The sequence below is a fragment of the Autumnicola lenta genome, from assembly GCF_031846515.1.
GTDB classification, from domain to species: Bacteria; Bacteroidota; Bacteroidia; order Flavobacteriales; family Flavobacteriaceae; genus Autumnicola; species Autumnicola lenta.
Genome location: NZ_JAVRHO010000038.1, coordinates 1 through 22,454, shown reverse-complemented (window position 1 = coordinate 22,454; position 22,454 = coordinate 1). Strand labels below are relative to the sequence as shown.

13 protein-coding genes and 1 pseudogene are annotated in these 22,454 nt (G+C 39.5%); 7 read left to right on the top strand and 7 right to left on the bottom strand.

The window, feature by feature from the left end:
• A partial coding sequence (locus RM545_RS16730; protein WP_432264597.1) for an FKBP-type peptidyl-prolyl cis-trans isomerase occupies window positions 1-419 on the bottom strand: 419 nt, incomplete at its 3' end.
• 160 nt (window positions 420-579) lie between these two features.
• Entirely contained in the window at window positions 580-1,140 is a 561-nt protein-coding gene (locus RM545_RS16725) for a sugar O-acetyltransferase (protein WP_311496429.1), read from the bottom strand.
• A gap of 180 nt (window positions 1,141-1,320) precedes the next feature.
• On the opposite strand from RM545_RS16725, the gene RM545_RS16720 reads away from it, so the two are divergent.
• From RM545_RS16720 to RM545_RS16705, 4 genes and pseudogenes are all read left to right on the top strand, one after another.
• Entirely contained in the window at window positions 1,321-1,554 is a 234-nt protein-coding gene (locus tag RM545_RS16720) for a hypothetical protein (protein ID WP_311496428.1), read from the top strand.
• Complete coding sequence (locus RM545_RS16715; protein ID WP_311496427.1) at window positions 1,547-1,915, top strand: type II toxin-antitoxin system VapC family toxin; 369 nt, start codon at window positions 1,547-1,549, stop codon at window positions 1,913-1,915. Before RM545_RS16720 ends, RM545_RS16715 begins: the two co-directional genes overlap by 8 nt.
• Before the next feature lie 246 nt (window positions 1,916-2,161).
• Window positions 2,162-2,860 (top strand): annotated as a pseudogene (locus tag RM545_RS16710) (heavy metal translocating P-type ATPase metal-binding domain-containing protein); the annotation flags it as partial.
• A gap of 344 nt (window positions 2,861-3,204) precedes the next feature.
• Window positions 3,205-4,497, top strand: coding sequence for a carboxypeptidase-like regulatory domain-containing protein (locus RM545_RS16705; RefSeq protein WP_311496426.1), 1,293 nt, complete (start codon window positions 3,205-3,207; stop codon window positions 4,495-4,497).
• A gap of 66 nt (window positions 4,498-4,563) precedes the next feature.
• On the opposite strand, the gene RM545_RS16700 is transcribed toward RM545_RS16705, so the two are convergent.
• The 5 genes from RM545_RS16700 to treZ all read right to left on the bottom strand — a co-directional run bounded on the left by RM545_RS16700 (window position 4,564) and on the right by treZ (window position 14,481).
• Window positions 4,564-5,877 (bottom strand): serine hydrolase domain-containing protein, encoded by a 1,314-nt coding sequence (locus RM545_RS16700; RefSeq protein ID WP_311496425.1) that lies wholly within the window; start codon window positions 5,875-5,877, stop codon window positions 4,564-4,566.
• 74 nt (window positions 5,878-5,951) lie between these two features.
• Complete coding sequence (gene malQ / locus RM545_RS16695) at window positions 5,952-7,481, bottom strand: 4-alpha-glucanotransferase (protein WP_311496424.1); 1,530 nt, start codon at window positions 7,479-7,481, stop codon at window positions 5,952-5,954.
• A 2-nt stretch (window positions 7,482-7,483) separates the two neighbouring features.
• Window positions 7,484-10,144 (bottom strand): malto-oligosyltrehalose synthase, encoded by a 2,661-nt coding sequence (gene treY, locus RM545_RS16690; protein ID WP_311496423.1) that lies wholly within the window; start codon window positions 10,142-10,144, stop codon window positions 7,484-7,486.
• Window positions 10,141-12,570, bottom strand: coding sequence for a DUF3536 domain-containing protein (locus RM545_RS16685; protein ID WP_311496422.1), 2,430 nt, complete (start codon window positions 12,568-12,570; stop codon window positions 10,141-10,143). Before RM545_RS16685 ends, treY begins: the two co-directional genes overlap by 4 nt.
• A 114-nt stretch (window positions 12,571-12,684) precedes the next feature.
• Window positions 12,685-14,481 carry a malto-oligosyltrehalose trehalohydrolase gene (treZ, locus tag RM545_RS16680; protein ID WP_311496421.1) on the bottom strand — a complete coding sequence of 599 codons (1,797 nt, stop codon included), beginning with the start codon at window positions 14,479-14,481 and terminating at the stop codon, window positions 12,685-12,687.
• A 173-nt stretch (window positions 14,482-14,654) separates the two neighbouring features.
• Here treZ and RM545_RS16675 point away from each other — a divergent pair, with 173 nt between their 5' ends.
• The 3 genes from RM545_RS16675 to glgB all read left to right on the top strand — a co-directional run.
• A complete protein-coding gene (locus RM545_RS16675) occupies window positions 14,655-16,631 on the top strand; it encodes an alpha-1,4-glucan--maltose-1-phosphate maltosyltransferase (protein WP_311496432.1) in 1,977 nt (658 codons plus the stop codon).
• A gap of 14 nt (window positions 16,632-16,645) precedes the next feature.
• Window positions 16,646-19,975, top strand: coding sequence for a maltose alpha-D-glucosyltransferase (treS, locus tag RM545_RS16670; RefSeq protein WP_311496420.1), 3,330 nt, complete (start codon window positions 16,646-16,648; stop codon window positions 19,973-19,975).
• A 706-nt stretch (window positions 19,976-20,681) separates the two neighbouring features.
• Window positions 20,682-22,454 (top strand): 1,4-alpha-glucan branching protein GlgB (gene glgB / locus RM545_RS16665; RefSeq protein ID WP_432264596.1); only part of this gene is annotated, 1,773 nt, incomplete at its 3' end.

The window sequence follows — 22,454 nt, the reverse complement described above, 5'->3', positions numbered from 1 at the left end:
ACAGAACCTCCCGGAATACCCCTGTAATTATTCGGGCCGTAAGCCAGGTGTGAGGGTACGAGAAGCGTCCCGCTACCGCCCTCTTTAAAATAAGTTATTCCTTCTGTCCAGCCCCTGATTACCTCCTGTAAATTAAAGGTAACTCCATCCGCATCACTTTGATCGAAAACTTCGCCATCAGTAAAGTAACCTTTGTAGGCGACCCTTACATCGTCTGTTGCTGTCGGTTGCTCCCCTGTTCCTTCCTCTTCAATGATATAATACAATCCTGAATTACTTTTCTCGGCTTCAAGATCATTTTCTTCCAGATAATCCTGAATTTCCTGATCATTCAGGCTTACATAATCTACGGATTGATTGTTATCATCGTTACAGGAAATAAAGGAAACGAACAGGAGTGTCAAAAGGCTGATTTTAATTTTCATGTTTTTTTCACAAATATAAATAACTTTAAGAAGCTCCACCGCTGAAGGTAAAGTAAAATCAACCTGGAAACAGTCAATAAGGCCGCCCATCTTTCGCATAAATCCTGCAGATTAAAACGTGCATCTCATGCTCAGAATTTCTGGAGCTGAATTATCAGTTTTCCTGATTTAATTTTTTGACCACTTTTGCAGGATTTCCTACTGCTAAAGTATCTGCCGGAATATCTTTTGTCACCACTGCTCCTGCCCCAATTACAGCCCTGTCACCAATATTTACCCCGGGACAAATCGTTGCATGTCCGCCAATCCAGCATTCTTCGCCTATACTTACCTGTTTGCAATCTTCCCACAGCCTTCTTTCCTTAATTCCTAAAGGATGCCTTGCGGTGTAAATATGCACTCCGGGAGCGAGGAGTGTTCCTTTTCCTATAGTGACTTTTGCCCCATCCAAAATAACTGCTCCAAAATTGACAAAAACATTCTCTGCAGCATAAATGTTTTCCCCATAGTCACAGTGGAAAGGTGGTTCTAAATGCAGATTTTTAGCTGAATTAGGACATAATTCGTTTATGGTTTCCTGAAATTTGTCTGTGTAATATTCAGTGACATTTAGTTTATGGAGAATACGTTTCACCCTGGTACGGACTTCAATAAGCTCTTTCCCATGCGCATCGTAAGGCTCGCCGGCCATCATTTTTTCCTTTTCTGTTTTCATTTTGAATTTTTGTCTATGCTTAAAAATTTTTGAAATGCAGGCCCGCTAAAAGCTGTTTTATAAATTCAAATTAAATGAATGTAATTAGATTGCATAATAGTAATTTTTACAGGCTCATAAAAAATATTAAAATTATTTTTAAAGATGCCTATATTTATAGTACTATAAAAAAATTGCATCATGGAAATTACTATTTCAGGAGAAGATAAGAAACTACTCATGCAGGTAGAAGAATTAGCAAGAAAATTAGGACTACAAATTTCAAGAAAGAAGATGTTGCAGGAGAAAAAGAAAAAGAAGGCACTTGAAGCCCTGGAAGATTTGGCAAAAATAGGAGCATTTAAAGATATAGACGATCCTGTAGCCTGGCAAAGGGAGCAACGTAAAGATCGTGACATAGGCAGAGATGAATAAGTTATTGCTAGATTCTAATATTATCATCAGTTTGGTCAAGGGTCGGTTTCCTTTTTCAAAGCTGGAAGAACCCGAACTGATTGTCTCTGAAATAACGCGACTGGAAATTTTCGGTTACCACAAACTCCAGCATTTAGAAGAAGAACTTCTACATCAGTTCTTCGGAAACATTGTTTGTCTGCCTATTTCAGAAATTATCATAAACCAGGCAATATACTATCGCAAACAGAAGAAAATGAATATCGGGGATGCCCTTATTGCAGCAACGGCCAAGGTAAACAGTCTTCCCCTGGCAACCGCTAATACGAAAGATTTTAAGCATCTCGAAGGCATAGAACTTATTGATCCATTAGAGCAATAATTACTTAAACCAGAGAAGAAAGAGCGTATAGATATGATTTACAACTATATCCAAAGTGAAACTAACCATATATCTAATTTTTTATAGAGATCTAAAATCAATTCAAAGTCTAGAATTAAAAATTTAGATTTTGTAGTTCACCCTTCCGGGGGTTAGGGAGAAAACACTTCTTTATGATCTTTATCATATTTTATCCCCTGCATTTTTTCAAGATTTGCCCTGTAATTTTCAAATTATCAGGGATTAATGGAAACATGTTTTCACTGCGGTGATGAATGTCGGGATGAGCTGATTCTCTACCGGGAGAAAAAATTTTGCTGTACCGGCTGTAAAACCGTTTTTGACATTTTACAGAATAATGACCTCTCCTATTATTACGATCTGGAGAAAAATCCGGGAATTTCCCCTAAAGCTTCTGAAAACAAATACGATTTCCTTCAGAATGAAGCTATCCAGGAGAAATTATTGGAATTTAACGATGCTAATTACCAAATCGCTTCCTTTGTAATTCCTTCCATCCATTGCAGTTCCTGTATCTGGATCCTGGAAAACCTGAATAAATTTAATAAAGCTATAAACTCTTCACAGGTAGATTTTCCGAAGAAAGCCGTGCGGATAAGTTTTTCTTCAGAAGAAGGATTTTCTCTTTTGCAATAGGTGCTGCTGCTCTCACGCCTTGGATACGATCCTTATATTTCACTTGAAGATTATGATGAAAAAAAGGCAAATATCGACCGTAGCCTTATCTATAAACTTGGCGTTGCCGGTTTTGCTTTCGGTAATGTAATGTTCCTCTCTTTTCCTGAATATTTTGAAGTAGAAGAATTCTGGCTGGAGCAGTTTAAAGGTATTTTCCGGTGGCTGATGTTTGCTTTTTCGCTTCCGATGGTATTTTACTCAGGTTGGGATTATTTCATTTCGGCATATAAAGGTTTGCGACAGCGATTTGGATAGGAAATTTCCTTTCCGGCAAGGTCCGGCAGCACATTAGACGTGCAATTCCGGTTTTTGTGGTCATTATGGGGCTAATGTTCGTGGATAGCTTGGCATTCCTTATTTGTCTCCGCAGCAATCAACAGAAAAGGTGGATGCACAGTATAATTGCCACCCTGCTGCACAAAGCAGCATGCCGAAAAAGGCCATTTTCAGCAGTCCGCAATAATACTGCTTTCTTCCGTAATAGTTTTTATTCTCAGGAAATACTGCTGCATATTTCCAAATTAATTTAACTAAAAATTTGTTAATAAAAGCTTAGTTTTTAGTAACTTAGAAAGTAAAAACTACACGCCATGGAAACAACAAAATTAAACTTCCGCCTGCGAAAAATATACAGTACTCTTTTTCTGCTCCTTTTCGCCCTTTCGCCCGCTCTTAGTGCTGACTTTCAGGAACAGCAGACCGATTCCACAAGTTTTAATATTTATAAAGGAATAGTAGTAAACAGCGAGACCGATGATCCTATAGCTTCCGCTTCAATTGCAGTAAATCGAAGCAATATTACCACGATCAGCAATTCAGACGGAGAATTTTCGCTCCGTGTACCAACGAGTATTTTACCGGTAACCGTTACAGTTTCCATGTTGGGCTATAACAGTAAAAGTCTTCCGCTAGATTATTTTAGTAACAATAACCGCGTGGAACTGGTAAGCAATGTGGAAGAACTTTCAGAAATTAATATTTTTGATGCTAAAGATCCCAAAGCATTGGTTGATAAAATGCTTCAGAAAAAGGATGAGAATTATTTTACAGATCAAACATTAATGACCTCATTCTATCGGGAAACAATTAAAAGAAGACGTACAAATGTCTCTTTGTCTGAAGCAGTTGTGAAGATTTACAAGAGTCCGCACAACTCCAACAAAGAAGATCTTGTCTCTATATTTAAAGCAAGAAAAAGTACCGATTATAATAAGCTGGATACCCTGGCTTTAAAATTAAGAGGTGGGCCTTTTAATGCACTTTACCTGGACCTTATAAAATATACAGAGTATGTCCTGGAGCCGGGAATGACTGCAAACTATGAGTACACTTTTGATGAGCCCACGAAAATTAATGACAATTATATTTATGTGGTAAACTTCGAAGAGAAAGATAAGTCAAGTCCATGGTATTTTGGACAATTGTTTATTGACGCTCAATCCCTTACACTCGTACGGGCAGAGTATAATCTAAATGTTGACGATAAACGTACAGCAAGCAGAATGTTTGTAAAAAAGAAACCTTCGGGATCTAAAGTATATCCCGTAGATCTCGCCTATAAAGTTGACTATGCTGAAAAAGACGGGAAGTGGCATTACGCCTATGGCAATGCTGTTATGGAATATGTAGTGAACTGGAAGAGAAAAATTTTTAATTCGCGATATACTATTAACAGCGAAATGGTAATAACAGATTGGGAAAAATACTCTGACCTTGTGGAACAAAAGAAAACAGAATTTATAGATCCCTATGTAGTAATGAGTGACGATGTCTCAGGGTTTTATGACGCTGAATTCTGGGGAAATAACAACATAATTGAGCCTGAGAAATCAATCCAAAATGCTATTGAGAAGATAAAAAGGAATATGGAGGATGAAGATTAAATAAATACCGCGTAAAAAATGTATCGCCTGTTGTTTTGAAACAACAGGCGATTTTATTTTCTGCCATTAATCATCAATAGTTGCCATAACCATCTGGCGGAATTTCCAGCCGGTTTGGTCTCCTGTCCCACCAGAAGTTTGTTTCATTATTATACCAATTACATCTTCTTCAGGGTCTGCAAAATACTGGGTATTAAAATATCCTCCCCAGTCGAAGGTGCCAGTGCTGCCGATGCCGCCCATATCCTGCCCTTCGGGAGTTACCACTCCAAATGCCCGTCCATAGTACTTGTCTTTCCCACCAAAAAGATCCTCCGTCTGATTTCCGAGGATGCTATTTACTGTAGTCCTGCTTAACAGACGTGTTCCGTTTAATTCTCCTTTATTTAAGTACATCTGAAGAAAAGTTGCATAATCTTCAGCCGTGCTGGAAAGACCTGCACCACCGGAATAAAAAGTCTGCGCTCCTTTTACCGGGTAATCGGGATCATAAAAAGTAGGTTCGAGATTTTTCCATTGGCCACCTTCTTTTACCTGAACAGAAACCAGCCTTTCCCTGTTACCTTCCGGCTGATAAAAATGGGTGTCCTCCATTTCCAGGGGATCAAAAATATGCTCTTCCAGATAATCGCTAAAAGACTGACCTGACACAACTTCTACAAAAGATCCCAGCACATCCAGTCCCATGCTATAAGTGAATTTTTCACCCGGGTTGTGGTGCAAAGGAAGTTTCCCCAACTTCTTAATTACTTCCCCAATTTTCACATTTTCGGTTGTAAATAATTCTGTTACTCCTGCTTTCTGATAAATCTTTCTAATCCTGGGATCTGAATCTATCATTCCGTATCCTAATCCGGAAGTGTGAGTGAGTAAATGACGTATCGTAATCTCCTTATCTGCAGGCTTTGTAGTATAAGAAGAATCAGCCTCATTAAAGCTTTCCAGCACCTGCGGATTCTCAAATTCCGGTATATATTTAGAAACAGGATCGTCCAGCTGAAATTTTCCTTCTTCCCACAAAATCATAACTGCTGTTGAAGTTATAGCTTTGGTTTGAGACGCGATCCTGAAAACAGCATCTTTTGTCAACTCTTTTCCTTCAGCATTGGCTTTGCCAAAAGCTTTGTGGTAGACGATTTTGCCATCTTTTGCAATCAACGCCACCGCTCCCGGAATCTGATTTTCATCAATCGAAGACTGAATCATTTCACTGATTTTTTCCAATCTTTCTGACGACATTCCCACACTTTCCGGTGCAGCTTCAGATAACGGTTCAGAATGCTGAGAAGAAGTGGTTTGAGCTTGAAAAGCAACTGTACAGGCAAAAAACAAGATGCCGGTGAGCCCCTGTTTTAGCTTTATGAAATTTGGTGACAGCATAAAATTTTTTTGTTCAGGTAAAGTTAGAGATTTTTTTGTCACTAATCTTAAGAACCTTGCTGTCACTGTCCTCTTTACTTCTTAACCTTTTTGACTGGCTTGGGTTCTTTAAATCTTCCGAAGAGAATATTTTGCTCACGTAAACTTTTGACAGCTTCTAAAGGAATCTGATCCTCTTTTACACGCCAGGTCCAGTTGCCTTCAATACTTCCGGGAGTATTCATAAGTGCTTCCTCCCCCAGCCCGATAATATCCTGAAGTGGAAAAATGGCAATTTTCGCCACAGATCTCAGTACAATCCTGTGCAATATTTCGTGAACATTATTCACTGTCAAACGTTTATCTGAATATCTCTGCAAATGTTGTTTTGTGACTTTATCCGCAGCTTTAAACCAGCCTACGGTAGTATTGTTATCGTGAGTTCCGGTGTAAGCTATGCTGTGGGATTTATGGTTAAAAGGCAGATATGGATTCTCTGCTTTTTCTTCGCCAAAAGCAAATTGCAATACATTCATGCCCGGAAAATTAAATTTTTCCAGCAAGTCATAAACCGGTTGATCTAGTTGTCCAAGATCCTCTGCAATAAATGGCATTTCGGGAATCTCCTTTTCAATGATTTTGAAAAATTCCATTCCTGGAGATTTTACCCATTTTCCGTTAATGGCTGTTTCATCTCCGGCCGGTACCTGCCAGTATGCTGCAAAAGCCCGGAAATGATCGATTCTTACCAGGTCAAACAATAACAGGTTTTGCTTTATCCGTTTTACCCACCAGTCGTATTTATTCTTCTTTAGCGTTTTCCATTCAAATACCGGAGTTCCCCAAAGCTGACCGGTTTCACTGAAATAATCTGGTGGTACTCCGGAAACATGTGTGGGCATTTTATCATTGTCCAGTTTAAAATATTCTGTATTCGCCCAACAGTCTGCACTTTCATGGTTAACATAAAAAGGAATATCACCAATCAGCTGCACATCATTCTTATGTGCATAGCTGGTGAGACTTTCCCACTGCTTAAAAAACAGGTACTGGATAAATTTTTCTTTTTCAATTTCTTCAGAAAGCTCTTTTTCCGCTTTATTTAGTGCTACGGGTTTCCTGTCGCGCAACTCTTCCGGCCATTTCAGCCAGCCTTTTTCATTCTTTTGGGAAAGGGACTTAAACAATGCAAAATCGTTAAGCCATAATGCATGTTTCTTACAGAATATTTTAAAATCAGGAAAATCTGCCTTCCGCTCCTTAAAATTCGAATAAGCAGAATCCAGCAAATCAGTTTTATATTTTTCTACAGGCTCAAAATTCACTTTTTCAGCAGAAAATTTCTTCGGAATCGAAAACTTCTTTAAATCTACCAGTTTTTCTTTCTCGAGTAATTCCGGACTGATTAACAATGGATTGCCCGCAAAAGCCGAATAACTGCTATAAGGTGAATGGCTGTAAGTTGAATGTGTAGGATTTAAAGGCAGTAACTGCCAATATTTATGGCCGGAAGCTTTAAGAAAATCAACAAATTTGTAAGCAGAAGTTCCTAAATCCCCAATACCATATTCTGAAGGTAAAGAAGTTATATGTAGCAGAATCCCGCTACTTCTGTTTAATTTCATATTTATTTTTTACTGATTAAGAGAGCCAACGGAAGATCTCCTAAAATTTCTGAAAATTTAATTTTTCCATCATTTTCCAGAACTTTTCCCGTGAGCAGATTCTTCCAGTTAGAACTGCGTTCGGGTAATTCCAGGAAAGAATCATCTAGCATGGACGCGTCTAAAGCAATTTTGTTTTCCTTACATAGATTTTTTACCTGCACCGGAGCCACAGCAACAATAGTGGCATCCTGATAAATTCGGGCAAAGGCGATAATTTTTCCTTTTAAAGCACCTGAGACTGAAAGAGGCTGATATTCTCCTTTTTCAAAAACATCCCGGTATTCCTTTCTTGCCGCCAAGACTTTGTGCAGACAATAGAATTTCAATTTTCCATTGCTGAATTCTTTCTTTAGATTTTTCAGGTAGTCACGCTTATTTTCTTCTTTAAGAGAAGAGAATTCAGATAGAATTTCCTTCCTTAAATCGTAATCCACCGGTCTTCGGTTATCGGGATCTACATAACTTAAATCCCAAAGTTCGGTTCCCTGGTAAGTATCGGGAACTCCCGGAACGGTGTTCTTAATGAGTACCTGCGAATAAGACTTAACTGCTCCCAAAAGTGCCATTTTCTCCCAAAATGGATCAAAGGATTTTCTGAATTCTTCATGAGTAAAAATACCTTCAATAAATTCAAAAACAGCACTTTCGTGTTGCTCATCTGGCTGAGACCAATTGGAATTCACCTTTGCTTCACGCATAACTTTTTGCAAATAATCTTTGGTCCGCTGCAAAAATTCCTCGTCATCGAAATTGTCGAAAGGCAGCGCTCCAATTAAAGCCTGATAGATAAAATATTCTTCGTTTTTATCTGGTGCTTTATTGCTTTTCCTGATTTTGCCGTTTATTTTGCTCCATTCCGCCACTTTCCGAAACCATTCTTCCGGAAATTCACTTAGAACACTCAGTCGCATTCTTGCATCCTCTCCCCTTTTGGTGTCGTGTGTGGCAGTTGCATTTAAGGTATGAGGAAATGTTTTTTGCTTCTGAAGCATTTTCTTATGGAAATCCTCTGTAGAAATTCCGAAATTTTCAGGCGAATCCCCTACTTCATTGTGCAATATAAGCCTGTTATAGATGTAAAAACTGGTATCCTCCACTCCTTTTGCAGCAAGCGGGCCGCTAAACTGCTGGCAACGCTGAAGAAAATAAAAAGCTTCTTCCTTTTTATCATCAATTTCGCCTAAAAGGAGGGATTTTAGATAATCCAGCTCGTTTTTAGCATCTTTTATATGCTCCAGTGCCCATTTATAAGCAGTGTTTATAGTCTCAACCTCAGCATTTTTCAGCGGAAAACCTTCGGGATAAATTCTGTAAACAGGAAAAGCAGCCAAAAAAGCGCATAGCGATTTTTGCCAATTATCGTCCTGCTGTTTTCCTTCCGGCAGAAGATTTTTCGTCCTTAGATAATCCAGTAAATTGTGAAGCTCTCCTCCCATTCTTTCCGTAAGGATAAAAAGCTTTTTCTGATAAACCAGTTCTTCATATTCCGGAAGATCAGGCACGAGTTCTTTGTATCTTTCAGAGAATACTGCTTTACTTTCAGGATATGTGAACAGGTGGTTGATTTGCGCCAGGAATTCGTATCCGCTGGTTCCCTGCACGGGCCAGTGAGAAGGTAACTCTTCATGAGCTTCCAAAATCTTTTCCACAACAATGTAAAAATCCTCGCCAACGAGCTTCCGCAGCTTTTCTGTATATCCTTCCGGATCAAAAAGTCCGTCGATATGATCTATCCTTAATCCGTTGATCATTCCGGCTTCACATAACTCCTTTATAAAATGATGATAGGTTTTAAAAACCTCATCATCCTCCATGCTAAGGCAAATGAGATCATTAATCGTAAAAAAACGACGATAGTTAATCTCACGTTCGGTAGTCTTCCAATGTACAGGTTTAAAATATTGCAACTCCATCACCCGGTGCATCTTCTCTTCCGATTTATTGATGTTTTCAATTACTTCAGTAATCTTATTCTCCAAGTTGGTATCTTCCTGAACTTCCCTGAAAAATGTAATTTTCACATCTGCCCATTCTTCTGCATTTCCGGAGAAATTCTTCAGTCTATCGGCCTTTTCAGAATTTACTTCAGCTAAAACTGTTTTATAAGATCTTACTGAAGCAGGATAACTATGTTCAAAATAATTAACTGAGAGCCCTGTTTCATCATAATTTAACTTAAGCTCTCCGTTCTTGATTACCTCGTCTATATTATCCCCCAAGAACGGCGTCATTACTTTTCCCCAACCTTTATACTCCCAGTCAATATCGAAAAAATTGTAATACCGGGATTTTGGACCAAATTCAACGATATCCCTCAACCACGGATTACTACTGTCGTAGGCCATGTGGTTGGGAACAATGTCCTGAAGCCAGTCCATTTTTCGCTCCCTTAAATCTTCACTTAGTTTCTTAAATTGCTTAAGATCACCAATAGCGGGATTCAGGGTAAAGGGATCTGTAACATCATATCCATGGGTGCTGCCCGATCTTGCCTTAAAAAAAGGTGCAGAATAAACTGTTGAAATACCCAGGTCTTGAAGATAACTTGTTATTTTCTCCAGATCTACAAATGTAAAATCCGGGGACATTTGGAGTCTGTATGTAGATGAGGGTACTCTCATTGATTTACAAGATTCAGATTACTTGTGAGCCTGTTCAACGCATCCAGCCATTTATGGCCGTCTCCATCCTGTGATTCTTCAGCATTCTTTTCTATTCGTGCGATTTCTTCTTCTCGCATTGCAAAGATCACGTTCTGGGCTTCCCATTTCTCAGGTTCCAGCGTACTATTATCAAGTGTTTCCACAAAGTCATTAATACAATCCAGTAATTTGTGATCGTCCGGATTTTTCTTTAATTTCCTCATTAATGAATTCAATTGAATATCACCAAGGAAACTGAGGGTCACAACGTCAAGATTCACTCCGATTTGTTTTGCTGAATGAAGCAAGCTTTTAAAGTTCTTTAAATTGAAGTTGTCATTCTTTAATTCAGTTTCCAGCTTCGTATTTATTGCAAGTTCTGCCGGAAGTTTGAGCCTGTTGGGCACCTTCATATGAATCTCCTTGAAGGTTTGCAGTAACGGATAACTATTTTCGTATACCTGCTGCATAGCCCCTTCTGCACTTTTTAGCGTGTTCTCCATCACCAGTTCCATAATGCTCTGCTGCTCATCGCGGAATAAATGCCAGAAGGAATAATTATGGTTTCCAAAATAGGTATCCATCATATTAAAAATTTCGTAAACATTTCCTTTCTGAAAAAATTCAGCGACGTTCTTATGTAAATCTTCCAGAGCTTCTGCACCAATATATTCTCTAACACCACCAAATAAATGGTGATCTCCCATGTGCAGAACGGCATAGGAAATATCTACTTTTTCCCATGTAATATCTGAGCGGAATTCAGTACGGCCAATAACCAGTTTCTGTTTTCCGGCTTCATAAAAATAATTGGTTTTTGTAGTGGCACTAAAGTTATACAGGCTAACTTCTTCAGGAAACTCTTCAAATAGTGAGGAGACTGCGTAATGCGCACCAATACGAATCATATCCAGCGCCATAGGTTTAACATACTTGTTGTAAGCTCCTAGCGCAGATTCAAATTCCGGCATATTGCTCGGAATTTTGTCTAAATATTTCTCAAACGTCTCTTCGTAATTCTTCCCACTTATTTGTTCTGCCAATTGGATGGCGCGGGTTGCATAGAAAATATCCTGCATAGATTCTATTCCCGTTACTTCATCAAAAAACCAACCGCAACTGGTGTACATCAACATCGTATGATATTGCATTTCCAGCAGTTTGAGGAGCTTGATTTTTTCATCCTCTTTTAAAGTGGCTCCGAATTGTTCTATTAAGAATGCATCGACATTTTCTTTACTTCTGTCTAAAACAACCTCAATATATTTGTTTCTTACTAACCATGGCTTCTTCGTGTAGCTCGCCATTTCCTTTTCGTAAAGGGTGATAAGCTCTTCCCGAACCCAGTCGAAACTATCACGTAAAGGACCACGCCATTTCTGATTCCAGTCTCCATTCCCGCCGGTATTACAACCGCAGTCACTTCGCCATCTTTCCACACCATGATAACAACTCCATGAAGTATCTTCTATAATTTCCACTTCGTATTGAGGAGGAAATTTTTCCAGAAATTCACCATAAATGGTAAGGTTGGCATCTTCATTTTCTTCTATATATTCAAGACAGTATGATAGGGCCATTTCACCAAGTTTGTGGTGGTGACCGTAACTTTCACCATCTGTTGCAATGTTTACAAGTTGTACATCATCTTCCTTTGTAAACTGACCCTGAAGGCGGTTTGCAAAACGCTCACCATCATCTAAAAGACCTTCAAAAGCGACCCCTTGTGAAGCAGGACCATCGTAAAAGAACAGGCTTATTTTTCTTCCGGAAGGTAAATTACATACATAAGCCTTACGTGGATCTACTTTTGCATCTGTAGCATCCTCCCACTCTTTATCTCCAATTTTCCTCATCCTTTTAGCCTGGTAAGGCGAAAGAATGGTGAATTTAATATCATGATCTGCAAGAACCTCCAAAGTCTCTGTATTTGCGGCAGTTTCTCCCAGCCACATTCCTTCCGGATGCCTGTTAAACCTGGATTTAAAATCCTCTATTCCCCAAATTACCTGCGTTTCTTTATCTTTTTGATTGGCCAACGGCATAATTAAATGGTTGTAAGCCTGTGCCAGTGCTGAACCGTGACCCGAAAAACGCTCCTGGCTTTCTTTATCTGCCTGTAAAATTCCTTCATAAGTTTCGGGAGCTTCGTGCTCCATCCAAGCGAGCAATGTTGGACCGATGTTAAAACTCATCCAGCCGTAATTATTCATTATATCCACAATCTTCCCTTCAGAATCAAGAATCCTGGAAGAAGCGTTTCTTATATAACATTCGGCGTTAATCCTGTGATTCCAGTCGTGGTAAGGATAGGCGGAATCTTGAATTTCAACCTTGTTTAGCCATGGATTTTCTCTTGGTGGTTGGTAAAAATGGCCGTGGACACATATATATTTTTCTTTCATAGTTTCACTTAAATTAATAAATCGCTTCACATCCACACATTTCCAGATTGAAAATATTTGCTTCAGAGAAGTTGAAAAAGATAATTATAATTTGGTTAGGTGTAGCGTGCTTTGCTAACTTTTGCAAATAATTAATGATTCCGGCGGAATATTAACAGCCCCGGATACTTTTTGCGGAAAATCCTGAGGTCCACTCCATTTTTTATCTGCGGAAGCAAAAACCAACTGATGTTCACCTTCTGGTAAATGCATTTTTTGGGAATCTTCACTAAAGTTATAAAGTGCGGTAAGCCCACCTGCAGAAAGCCTTAGCGTTCTATTTTCTTCATCTGCTTCGCTGCTTTTTTCTTCATTGTAAAACGCCTGAAATACACCCTCTTTACGAAGTCGTATAAGTTCTTTGTATAAGCCGAAAATTGCCATTTTTGACCCATCTTCTTGAAAACCCCAATTAAGCTTTGAGTTGTTAAAGGTTTCTTCAGATTGCGGATCGGGAAACTCCCCACCATGCTGATTAAAGTACTCGAACTCCTTTTTTCTTCCTTCCTGAACAGCTTTTACCAGATCCGGATCTCCATGACTCACGAAATATTGAAAAACCTGGTCTTCAGCAAACTCTTCACCCATAAACAACATAGGTACAAAAGAAGAAGTAAGCATAACCCCCGCTGCAAGCTTTAATTTTTCAAAAGAGATTAACTGAGACAGGCGATCTCCCAGCATTCTGTTCCCAACCTGATCGTGATTTTGAATACACACTACAAATTTTGAAGAAGGAAGACCTTTAGGGCTGTTCCCTATGGTCCTTTTTCTGAAGTTAGAATAAATACCATCATACACAAATGCCTGTTCCAGCGATTTACCCAGATTTGCCATTTTTCCGTAGTCCTTATAATAACCTTCATTTTCACCAGTTATTAAGGTATGAAGGGAATGGTGAAAATCATCTACCCATTGTGCTTCCAGACCAAAACCACCTTTACTATAGTCGTTAATAATTTTGGTGTCATTAAGATCACTTTCAGCAATCAGGACGTATTGACGTCCGGTTTCTTCTTCCAGCGCATCGACCTGCTCACTTAATTCCTTTAGAAGATGTTTTGCACCCCGATCTATAATTTCGTGGATCGCATCAAGTCGCAATCCGTCAAAATGGAATTCCTTCATCCACATAAGTGCGCTCTGTAAAAAGAAATTTCGCACATGATCTGACTGGCGATCGTCAAAATTAATCGCCTTGCCCCAAGGCGTTGTATATTTATCAGTAAAATAAGGACCAAATTCTGCGAGGTAATTTCCTTCCGGCCCCATATGGTTGTAAACAGCATCTAAAATAACGGCAATCCCCTTCTCGTGGCAGGAATCTATCAGTTTTTTAAGAGCCTTTACTGTTCCATAACTTTCTTGTGTAGCATAAGGATAAACTCCGTCGTATCCCCAATTTCTGTTTCCCGGAAACGCAGAAATTGGCATAATTTCTATAGCAGTAATTCCCAGTTCCAGCAAATAATCCAGTTTTTCTTCAATCGCAGCAAAAGTTCCTTCTTTTGTAAACGTACCAACATGAAGTTCGTAGATAATCATCTGCGACATTGGCAAACCTTTCCAGCCTCTGTCGTTCCATTGATAATCTTCAGAATCTATGACCTGAGACCAGCTGTGAACTCCTTCCGGCTGAAATTTTGAAGCAGGATCCGGAAGTTCCTTTTCTTCATCTAGCCGAAATTTGTAGTAGCTTCCCGCAGGTATACCTTCTACTTCTTTACTCCAATAACCTTTCTCCTCCTTTTCTAGCTGAATTACGTTTTTTCTGTTTTTTACAACAACTTCAACATTTTTGGCAGAAGGTGCCCATACCCGAAATTGGCATTTTTCATCCTTCCCATAATGTGCTCCTACTTTTCTCTGCATATCGTCGTATATAATTTCAAACTACTTCAAAGCTAATAATGATAAATTATAATTATTGATGTTTAATAATAATTTAACTAGCTGTTTTAACACGCTTAACTACCTTTAAAAGAGTTTTAGTTGAAAAATTCATACTTCAGCACGCAACTGAAGTGTAAAAAATCTAAATTTTGATGAAATTGGAAGGGCAAAAAAGGGTAAGTATTCAGAATGTTTCACCACAAATTGAAGGTGGGAAATATCCGATAAAGAGGATTATAAATGAAAGAATTGAAGTTGAGGCTGATATATTTGGAGACGGACACGATAAAGTAGATGCCGTACTCCTTTATCGCCAATCCAGAAGAGGTAGTGGTAAAGATAAAAAATGGGAGGAGTTACCAATGATTTTTGAAGGTAACGACCATTGGTCTGCTGCTTTTGAAGGAACCAATCTGGGAACATATGAATATACAATTGAAGGATGGATAGACCACTATTCCACCTGGAAATACGGTCTAAAAAAGAAAATTGAAGATAAGCAGAATATAAGGACAGAACTGCTTATAGGTGCCGATCTAATGGAAGACGCCCTGGAAAGAGTTCCTGCAGCCCAGAAAAAGCAATTGCGCAACTGGATAAAACTTATCAAGGATGAAGAGAAGGAATCTGAAGCTATTTCAAAGGTCTTTGAAGATGCTGTAAAACAGGTCATGTACCAGGCGCGAAATCGCGAAAAAGCTACACAATACCATAAGATACTTACTGCCAGAGTAGAGAGAAAAAGAGCCCTTTTCAGCGCATGGTACGAATTCTTCCCCCGGTCTACTGCGGAAAATCATGGGGGACACGGGACTTTTAAAAGTTCTGAAAGAATTCTCCCTGAAATTGCAAATATGGGTTTTGACGTGATCTACCTCCCTCCCATTCATCCCATTGGAAAAAGCCATAGAAAAGGAACTAATAATGCTACTGAAGCAAAACCGGGAGAACCAGGATCACCCTGGGCAATAGGTTCTGAAGAAGGAGGGCACAAAGCCATTCATCCGGAACTTGGAACACTGGATGACTTTACTTCATTTATAAAAAAAGCGGAAAGCCACGGGATTGAAGTCGCAATTGACTTTGCCATCCAGTGCAGCCCTGACCATCCTTATGTAAAAGAACATCCACAGTGGTTTAAGTGGCGTCCCGATGGAACTGTACAATACGCAGAAAACCCTCCGAAAAAATATCAGGATGTCTTACCTGTAAATTTCGAAACGGAAGACTGGGAAAACCTCTGGAAAGAATTAAAAAGTGTGGTAGAATACTGGATTGATAAGGGAGTAAAAATTTTCCGTGTAGATAATCCTCATACAAAATCCTTCATATTCTGGGAATGGTTAATCAAGGAAATCGATAAAAAACATCAGGATATCATCTTTCTGGCCGAAGCCTTTACCCGCCCACGGGTTATGGAAGAATTGGCTAAAGTTGGGTTCACACAATCTTACACCTACTTTACGTGGAGAAATTCAAAAGAAGAATTTGAGGAGTACCTAACCGAACTTACTAAGACAGAACTTAGGGAATATTTCAGACCCAATTTCTGGCCTAATACTCCGGATATTTTACCGGTATCGCTCGAAGACAAAGGTGAAGCCTCGTTTTTAATCAGGATTATTCTTGCTTCAACTTTATCGTCAAACTACGGAATCTATGGCCCATTGTTCGAATTCGGAGAAAATGAAGCTTATCCCGGAAAAGAGGAATACACCCGTTCAGAAAAATATGAAGTTAAGCACTGGGATTGGTACCGGCCTACAAGAATTAAAGAATTAATAAGTAAGTTAAACAGCATTAGAAACGAAAATCCGGCGCTGCAAACTACCTATAATATTGCTTTTGCAGAAACCGATAATGACCAGATTATTTGCTATACTAAAATTGACAGGCAAACAGGGAATAAATTAATAACGGTAGTAAACATTAACCCCGATCACACTCAGTCCGGATGGATAAAAGTGCCATTGAACGAATTGGAAATCCAGGGGCATGAACCTTTTGCTGTGCACGATCTACTTACCGGCTCGAGGTATATCTGGCAGAATGAATGGAATTATGTAGAACTTCACCCTCAGGCAATGCCCGCACACATTCTACGTGTAGAAACCGTAACAGAGAGATAAAAATTTAAAAATTTATGATCAACCAGACAAATATTGACGACAACGTGCATTGGTATAAAGATGCCGTAATTTATGAATTACATATTAAGGCCTTTTTTGATAGCAATGGCGACGGAATAGGTGATTTTGAAGGTCTTCTAAAAAAACTCGATTACCTGGAAGACCTGGGAGTAACAGCAATTTGGCTGCTACCCTTTTATCCCTCACCATTAAAAGATGACGGCTATGACATTGCAGACTACTACAATATTAACCCTTCTTTTGGAGATGTAAAGATCTTTAAAAAGCTTATAAAAGAAGCGCATAAACGCGGACTAAAAATTATTACCGAGCTTGTAATTAACCACACTTCAGATCAACACCCGTGGTTCCAGAGAGCACGAAAAGCTCCGGAAGGGTCTAAATACAGGAATTACTATGTATGGAGCGATGACCCCAATAAATACAAAGATGCCCGTATCATTTTTACAGATACCGAGCCTTCTAACTGGTCCTGGGATCCCGTGGCAAAATCGTATTTCTGGCACCGGTTCTTTTCACACCAGCCAGATTTAAACTTCGATAATCCTGAAGTTCAGGACGAAGTTTTAAAAGTTATGGATTACTGGTGCAAAATGGGAGTTGATGGATTTAGATTGGATGCCGTTCCCTATCTTTTCGAAAGGGAAAACACCAACTGTGAAAATCTTGATGAAACCCATGTTTTTCTGAAAAAACTAAGAGCACATATTGATAAAAATTACGATAATAAACTTCTTTTAGCCGAAGCAAATATGTGGCCGGAAGACTCCGCAGCCTATTTTGGTGATGGGGACGAATGCCACATGAACTACCACTTCCCTATTATGCCGCGTATGTTTATGGCGGTAAAAATGGAAGACAGGTATCCGATAATTGACATTATCGACCAGACACCTGATATTCCGGAATCCTGCCAGTGGGCTATATTTCTAAGAAATCATGATGAACTTACCCTCGAAATGGTAACAGATGAGGAAAGAGATTACATGTATAAAGTTTATACCAAAGATCCACAGGCAAAAATCAATGTCGGAATAAGGCACAGACTTGCTCCCCTGCTCGAAAATAACAGGAGTAAGATAGAATTAATGAATGTGCTTCTTTTCTCTTTACCGGGAACGCCCGTTATTTATTACGGGGACGAAATTGGAATGGGAGATAACTTCTATCTTGGAGATCGGGATGGCGTGAGAACACCAATGCAGTGGACTGCAGATAGAAATGCCGGCTTTTCCACGGCAAATCCGCATAAATTATATCTTCCGGTAATCATCGATCCAGAGTATAAGTACGAAGCCGTTAACGTAGAGGCGCAACAGTTGAACTCCTCTTCCCTGTTATGGTGGATGAAGCGGATAATTGGAATGAGAAAACGATTTAAGGCCTTTGGACGTGGCGATATTAAATTCCTTTCTCCTTCTAATGCTAAAATTATAGCTTATACCCGTACTTATGAGGAAGAAGATATATTGGTCCTTGGAAATCTTTCCCGCTTCCCACAGGCTGCGGAACTGGAACTGGAAGGTTATGAAGGCTACACTCCAATAGAGGTATTTAGCCACAATAAGTTTCCGAAAGTTTCTGAAGATCCTTATTTATTTACAATGGGACCTCACGGGTACTACTGGTTTGTGCTGGAAAAAGACAAAGAACGTTCTGAAAAAGCAGATCTTCCTGCCCTAAAAGTTAAGGAATGGCCGGAATTGCTGGAACGTAAGACTCAAAGTAAGCTGGAGAATAAAGTTCTCCCTTCTTATTTGAATTCCTGTAGATGGTTCGGCGGAAAATCAAGAGTAGTCCAAAATATTGCAATTATTAACCAGATACCGATTCCGGTGAAAGATTTACCGGCTACCCTGGTTACTATTGAAATCAACTATAACGATGGTCTGCCCGAAGTTTATCAGTTACCACTTGCCTTTGTTCCGTATCATAATGAAGATGACATAAGGGATATACCCGAAAAAGGTGTAATCACAAGGTTGACCGTGGGAAAAGAGGAAGGAATTCTTTTTGATGCTGTTTACAATGAAGAATTCAGAAATGCAATATTTAAAAATATTCAAAAGAATAAGACTTTAACGAGCGGTAAAGGCAGTCTTAATTTTTATCATGGTGATGAAGAAATTACGATAAATTCTGAAGTTCTACATTCTAAAATTCTAAACGCAGAACAAAGTAACACTTCACTAATTTACGACAATAAGTATTTTCTGAAGTTATACAGGAAACTGGATAATACTATAAATCCTGATCTGGAGATAACGCGCTATCTTTCTGAAAAGACAGATTATAAAAATTCTCCTCAATTTGTTGGTGCTTTAGAATATAGGACCGGTGCCCGAAATATCATCGTATTGGGAATGATGCAGGATTTGATACCGAACCAGGGCGATGCATGGGATTATACAAAAGATTCTATAAATCGTTATTTCGAAAATGTAATGACAAGGGCCAAAGATGTAAAACTGACACCAAAAGACACAGATCTTTTACTTACACCCCTTAATTACACTGAAATAACTGAGGATATGAAGAAGCTTATGGGAGCAATTTTTCCGGAGCGGATTTCTCTGCTAGGTCAGCGTACCGCAGAAATGCACAAAGCGCTCGCAGAACATCCTGAAGAAAAGGATTTTGAACACGAGCCTTTCTCTCTGCATTACCAGAGATCACTTTTCTCTTCCTTACAATCTCTAACCAGGAACAGCTTCACAAACCTTCAGAAGAACCTTAAAAACCTTCCGGAGGAAGTAAGGAATGAAGCTAAGGAAGTTCTGGATATGAAAAACGAAGTTCTTAATTGCTTCAAAAGGGTTTTTGATCATAAAATTCCTACCATGAAAATAAGGACCCATGGGGATTATCATCTTGGACAGGTATTATGGACTGGAAAAGATTTTATAATCATTGATTTTGAAGGTGAACCAGCAAGAGCATTTAGTGAAAGACGTTTAAAAAGATCTGCACTAAGAGACGTTGCAGGTATGGTGAGATCCTTCCATTATGCTGCCTACAGTAGTATTATGGAACCAGAGTTTGACCAGCAGCGTCGTGAAGGCGATCTCGAAGATTGGGCAGAATCCTGGTATTACCATGTAACCCGGCTTTTCCTCGAGGGTTACGCTGAAAATGTTGGAAATAACAATTTCATTCCGGAGGATGAAGAAGATTTTAAAATCCTGATGGATACATTCCTGCTTGAAAAAGCAGTATACGAACTGAATTACGAACTGAATAATCGTCCTGACTGGGTGTTAATTCCATTACGGGGCATAAAAACAATTATAGGGAGGTATAGAGATGGCAAAGAAACAAAATAAAGATATCGATAAAGACAAAAAGGTTACATCAACTACTAAAACTACAAGTGCTAAGAAGACCACTAAAGATGCACCAAAATCTGGTGAGGTGAAAGGCCCTAAAGGAACTGGTGAGAAAAATCCGGATACTGGTAAGGCAAAGGAAACGCAGACAAAAACTGCTATAAAACCTACTGCAAAGGCTAACGCGGCAAAGGGTACTACGAAGCAAAAGCTTCCGAAGCCAAAAAAGTCTGCTACTGAAGATACTTCAGGTTCAGAGAAGAAGACCGGTACAGGAACAAAGAAAACAACCAAATCTAAAGCCGGTGCTACTGCAAAATCTGTCGCCAAGACTGACGGAGTAGCAAAAAAGGTCGCTAAAAAAAATACAGAAGAAAAAAAAGTAGATCCTTCTAAAACAGGGAAATCTGTTACATCTGATAAGAAAACAACTAAGAAAAAAACTTCAGAAGATGTGACATCTAAGGTTAAAGGGATTGCTGATAAGGTCCTACCGGATGAAGAAACTCAAAAGGCAATGGGAGATACGGCTAAGGCAATTCTTCCTGATCAAAAAACTGTAAAGAAAACCTTGAAGAAGACGGTTAACAAAGCAGTCGATACGCTGCTAACTGATGAGGACACTGTGAAAAAAACAAAAGCAAAAGCTAAGAAGGCCACTTCTAAGGCAGCACCTGCAAAAAAGACCAGTAAAAAAAGTCAGGTGGCAGAAGGCGCAAGTTTGCTTTCGGAATATGATGTACATCTTTTTAGAGAAGGAAAGCACTATCACCTTTACAAAAAATTTGGTTCTCACCTTATGAAGCACCAGGGGACAGAGGGTGTTTACTTTGCTGTTTGGGCTCCAAATGCTGAGAAAGTATCGGTAATTGGTGACTTTAATGGCTGGGACAGAGAAACCAACCCAATGAAGGCCCGAAATGATGAATCTGGTATTTGGGAAGCTTTTGTTCCGGAAGCAAAGAACGGAAGTATGTACAAATACTTTATCCGCTCCCATAACAACGGTTACGAAGCAGAAAAAGGAGATCCATTTGCTTTTAAATGGGAAACTCCGCCGAACACTGCCTCTGTAGTCTGGGACCTGGAAGGAAGCTGGAACGACGGAGACTGGATGAAGAAACGTAAAAAAGAGGCGCAAAAAGCCAAACCTTACTCTGTTTATGAACTTCATGTGGGTTCCTGGAAAAGAAAACCCGAAGAAGATAACCGCTCCCTTACTTACAGGGAACTTGCAGAAGACCTGCCGGCTTACCTAAACGAGATGGGCTTTACGCACGTAGAGTTTATGCCTGTTATGGAACATCCGTTCTTTGGATCATGGGGTTATCAGGTAACGGGGTATTTTGCTCCTTCCAGCCGCTTTGGTAGTCCGCAGGATTTTATGCATCTTATTGATGCGCTACACCAGGCGGGAATTGGAGTGATCTTGGATTGGGTGCCTTCGCATTTTCCTTCAGATTTACACGGACTACATTATTTTGACGGAACATTTCTTTACGAACATGCCGATCCCAGGAAAGGATTTCATCCCGACTGGCAGAGTTACATTTTTAACTACGGAAGAAATGAAGTACGTTCATTTTTGATAAGTAATTCCGTTTTCTGGCTGGATAAATTTCATGTTGACGGGCTGCGGGTAGATGCCGTTGCCTCTATGCTTTACCTCGATTATTCCAGGAAAGAAGGAGAATGGGAAACTAATGAAAATGGCGGAAACGAAAATCTTGAGGCAATAAGCTTCCTAAAGGAATTTAACGAAACTGTTTACGGGGAGTTTCCCGATATTGTTACGATTGCTGAAGAATCTACCGCGTGGCCAATGGTTTCTAAACCCACTTATATGGGCGGCCTCGGCTTTGGACAAAAATGGATGATGGGATGGATGCACGATACGCTGGAATATTTTCAGGAAGATCCTATCCATAGAAAATATCATCAAAATACGATTACCTTCAGTACAACTTATGCCTTTACTGAAAACTTTATGCTACCGTTAAGTCATGACGAGGTGGTATATGGTAAGCAGGCAATCCTGAATAAAATGCCGGGAGACGAATGGAATAAATTTGCTAACCTGAGGAGTCTTTATGCCTATATGTACGCACATCCGGGTACAAAATTGCTCTTTATGGGTGCTGAATTTGGGCAGAGAACAGAATGGGACCATGATTCCAGCCTGGACTGGCATGAGACCAATAATGCACCCAACAGGCAAATCCAGGAAACCCTGAAGGCTTTAAACAAGTTATACAAGCAAGAGCCTGCGCTTTACGAGAAGAGCTTTGAAAGCGAAGGTTTTGAATGGATAGACATTAACGATCACGAGAACAGTATCATTAGCTTTCTGAGAAAAGGAGAGAAAGAAAAAGATGCTATTATGGTTGTATGTAATCTAACCCCCGTACCCCGCGAGAATTACCGTATTGGAGTTCCCGATAAAGGAACATGGGCGGAAATTTTTAATTCAGATGCT

What these genes read in the sequence shown, in the direction of transcription:
- RM545_RS16725 (WP_311496429.1), bottom strand. Translation starts at nt 1,140, where the DNA reads ATGAAAACAGAAAAGGAAAAAATGATGGCCGGCGAGCCTTACGATGCG.
- RM545_RS16720 (WP_311496428.1), top strand. Translation starts at nt 1,321, where the DNA reads ATGGAAATTACTATTTCAGGAGAAGATAAGAAACTACTCATGCAGGTA.
- RM545_RS16715 (WP_311496427.1), top strand. Translation starts at nt 1,547, where the DNA reads ATGAATAAGTTATTGCTAGATTCTAATATTATCATCAGTTTGGTCAAG.
- RM545_RS16705 (WP_311496426.1), top strand. Translation starts at nt 3,205, where the DNA reads ATGGAAACAACAAAATTAAACTTCCGCCTGCGAAAAATATACAGTACT.
- RM545_RS16700 (WP_311496425.1), bottom strand. Translation starts at nt 5,877, where the DNA reads ATGCTGTCACCAAATTTCATAAAGCTAAAACAGGGGCTCACCGGCATC.
- malQ (WP_311496424.1), bottom strand. Translation starts at nt 7,481, where the DNA reads ATGAAATTAAACAGAAGTAGCGGGATTCTGCTACATATAACTTCTTTA.
- treY (WP_311496423.1), bottom strand. Translation starts at nt 10,144, where the DNA reads ATGAGAGTACCCTCATCTACATACAGACTCCAAATGTCCCCGGATTTT.
- RM545_RS16685 (WP_311496422.1), bottom strand. Translation starts at nt 12,570, where the DNA reads ATGAAAGAAAAATATATATGTGTCCACGGCCATTTTTACCAACCACCA.
- treZ (WP_311496421.1), bottom strand. Translation starts at nt 14,481, where the DNA reads ATGCAGAGAAAAGTAGGAGCACATTATGGGAAGGATGAAAAATGCCAA.
- RM545_RS16675 (WP_311496432.1), top strand. Translation starts at nt 14,655, where the DNA reads ATGAAATTGGAAGGGCAAAAAAGGGTAAGTATTCAGAATGTTTCACCA.
- treS (WP_311496420.1), top strand. Translation starts at nt 16,646, where the DNA reads ATGATCAACCAGACAAATATTGACGACAACGTGCATTGGTATAAAGAT.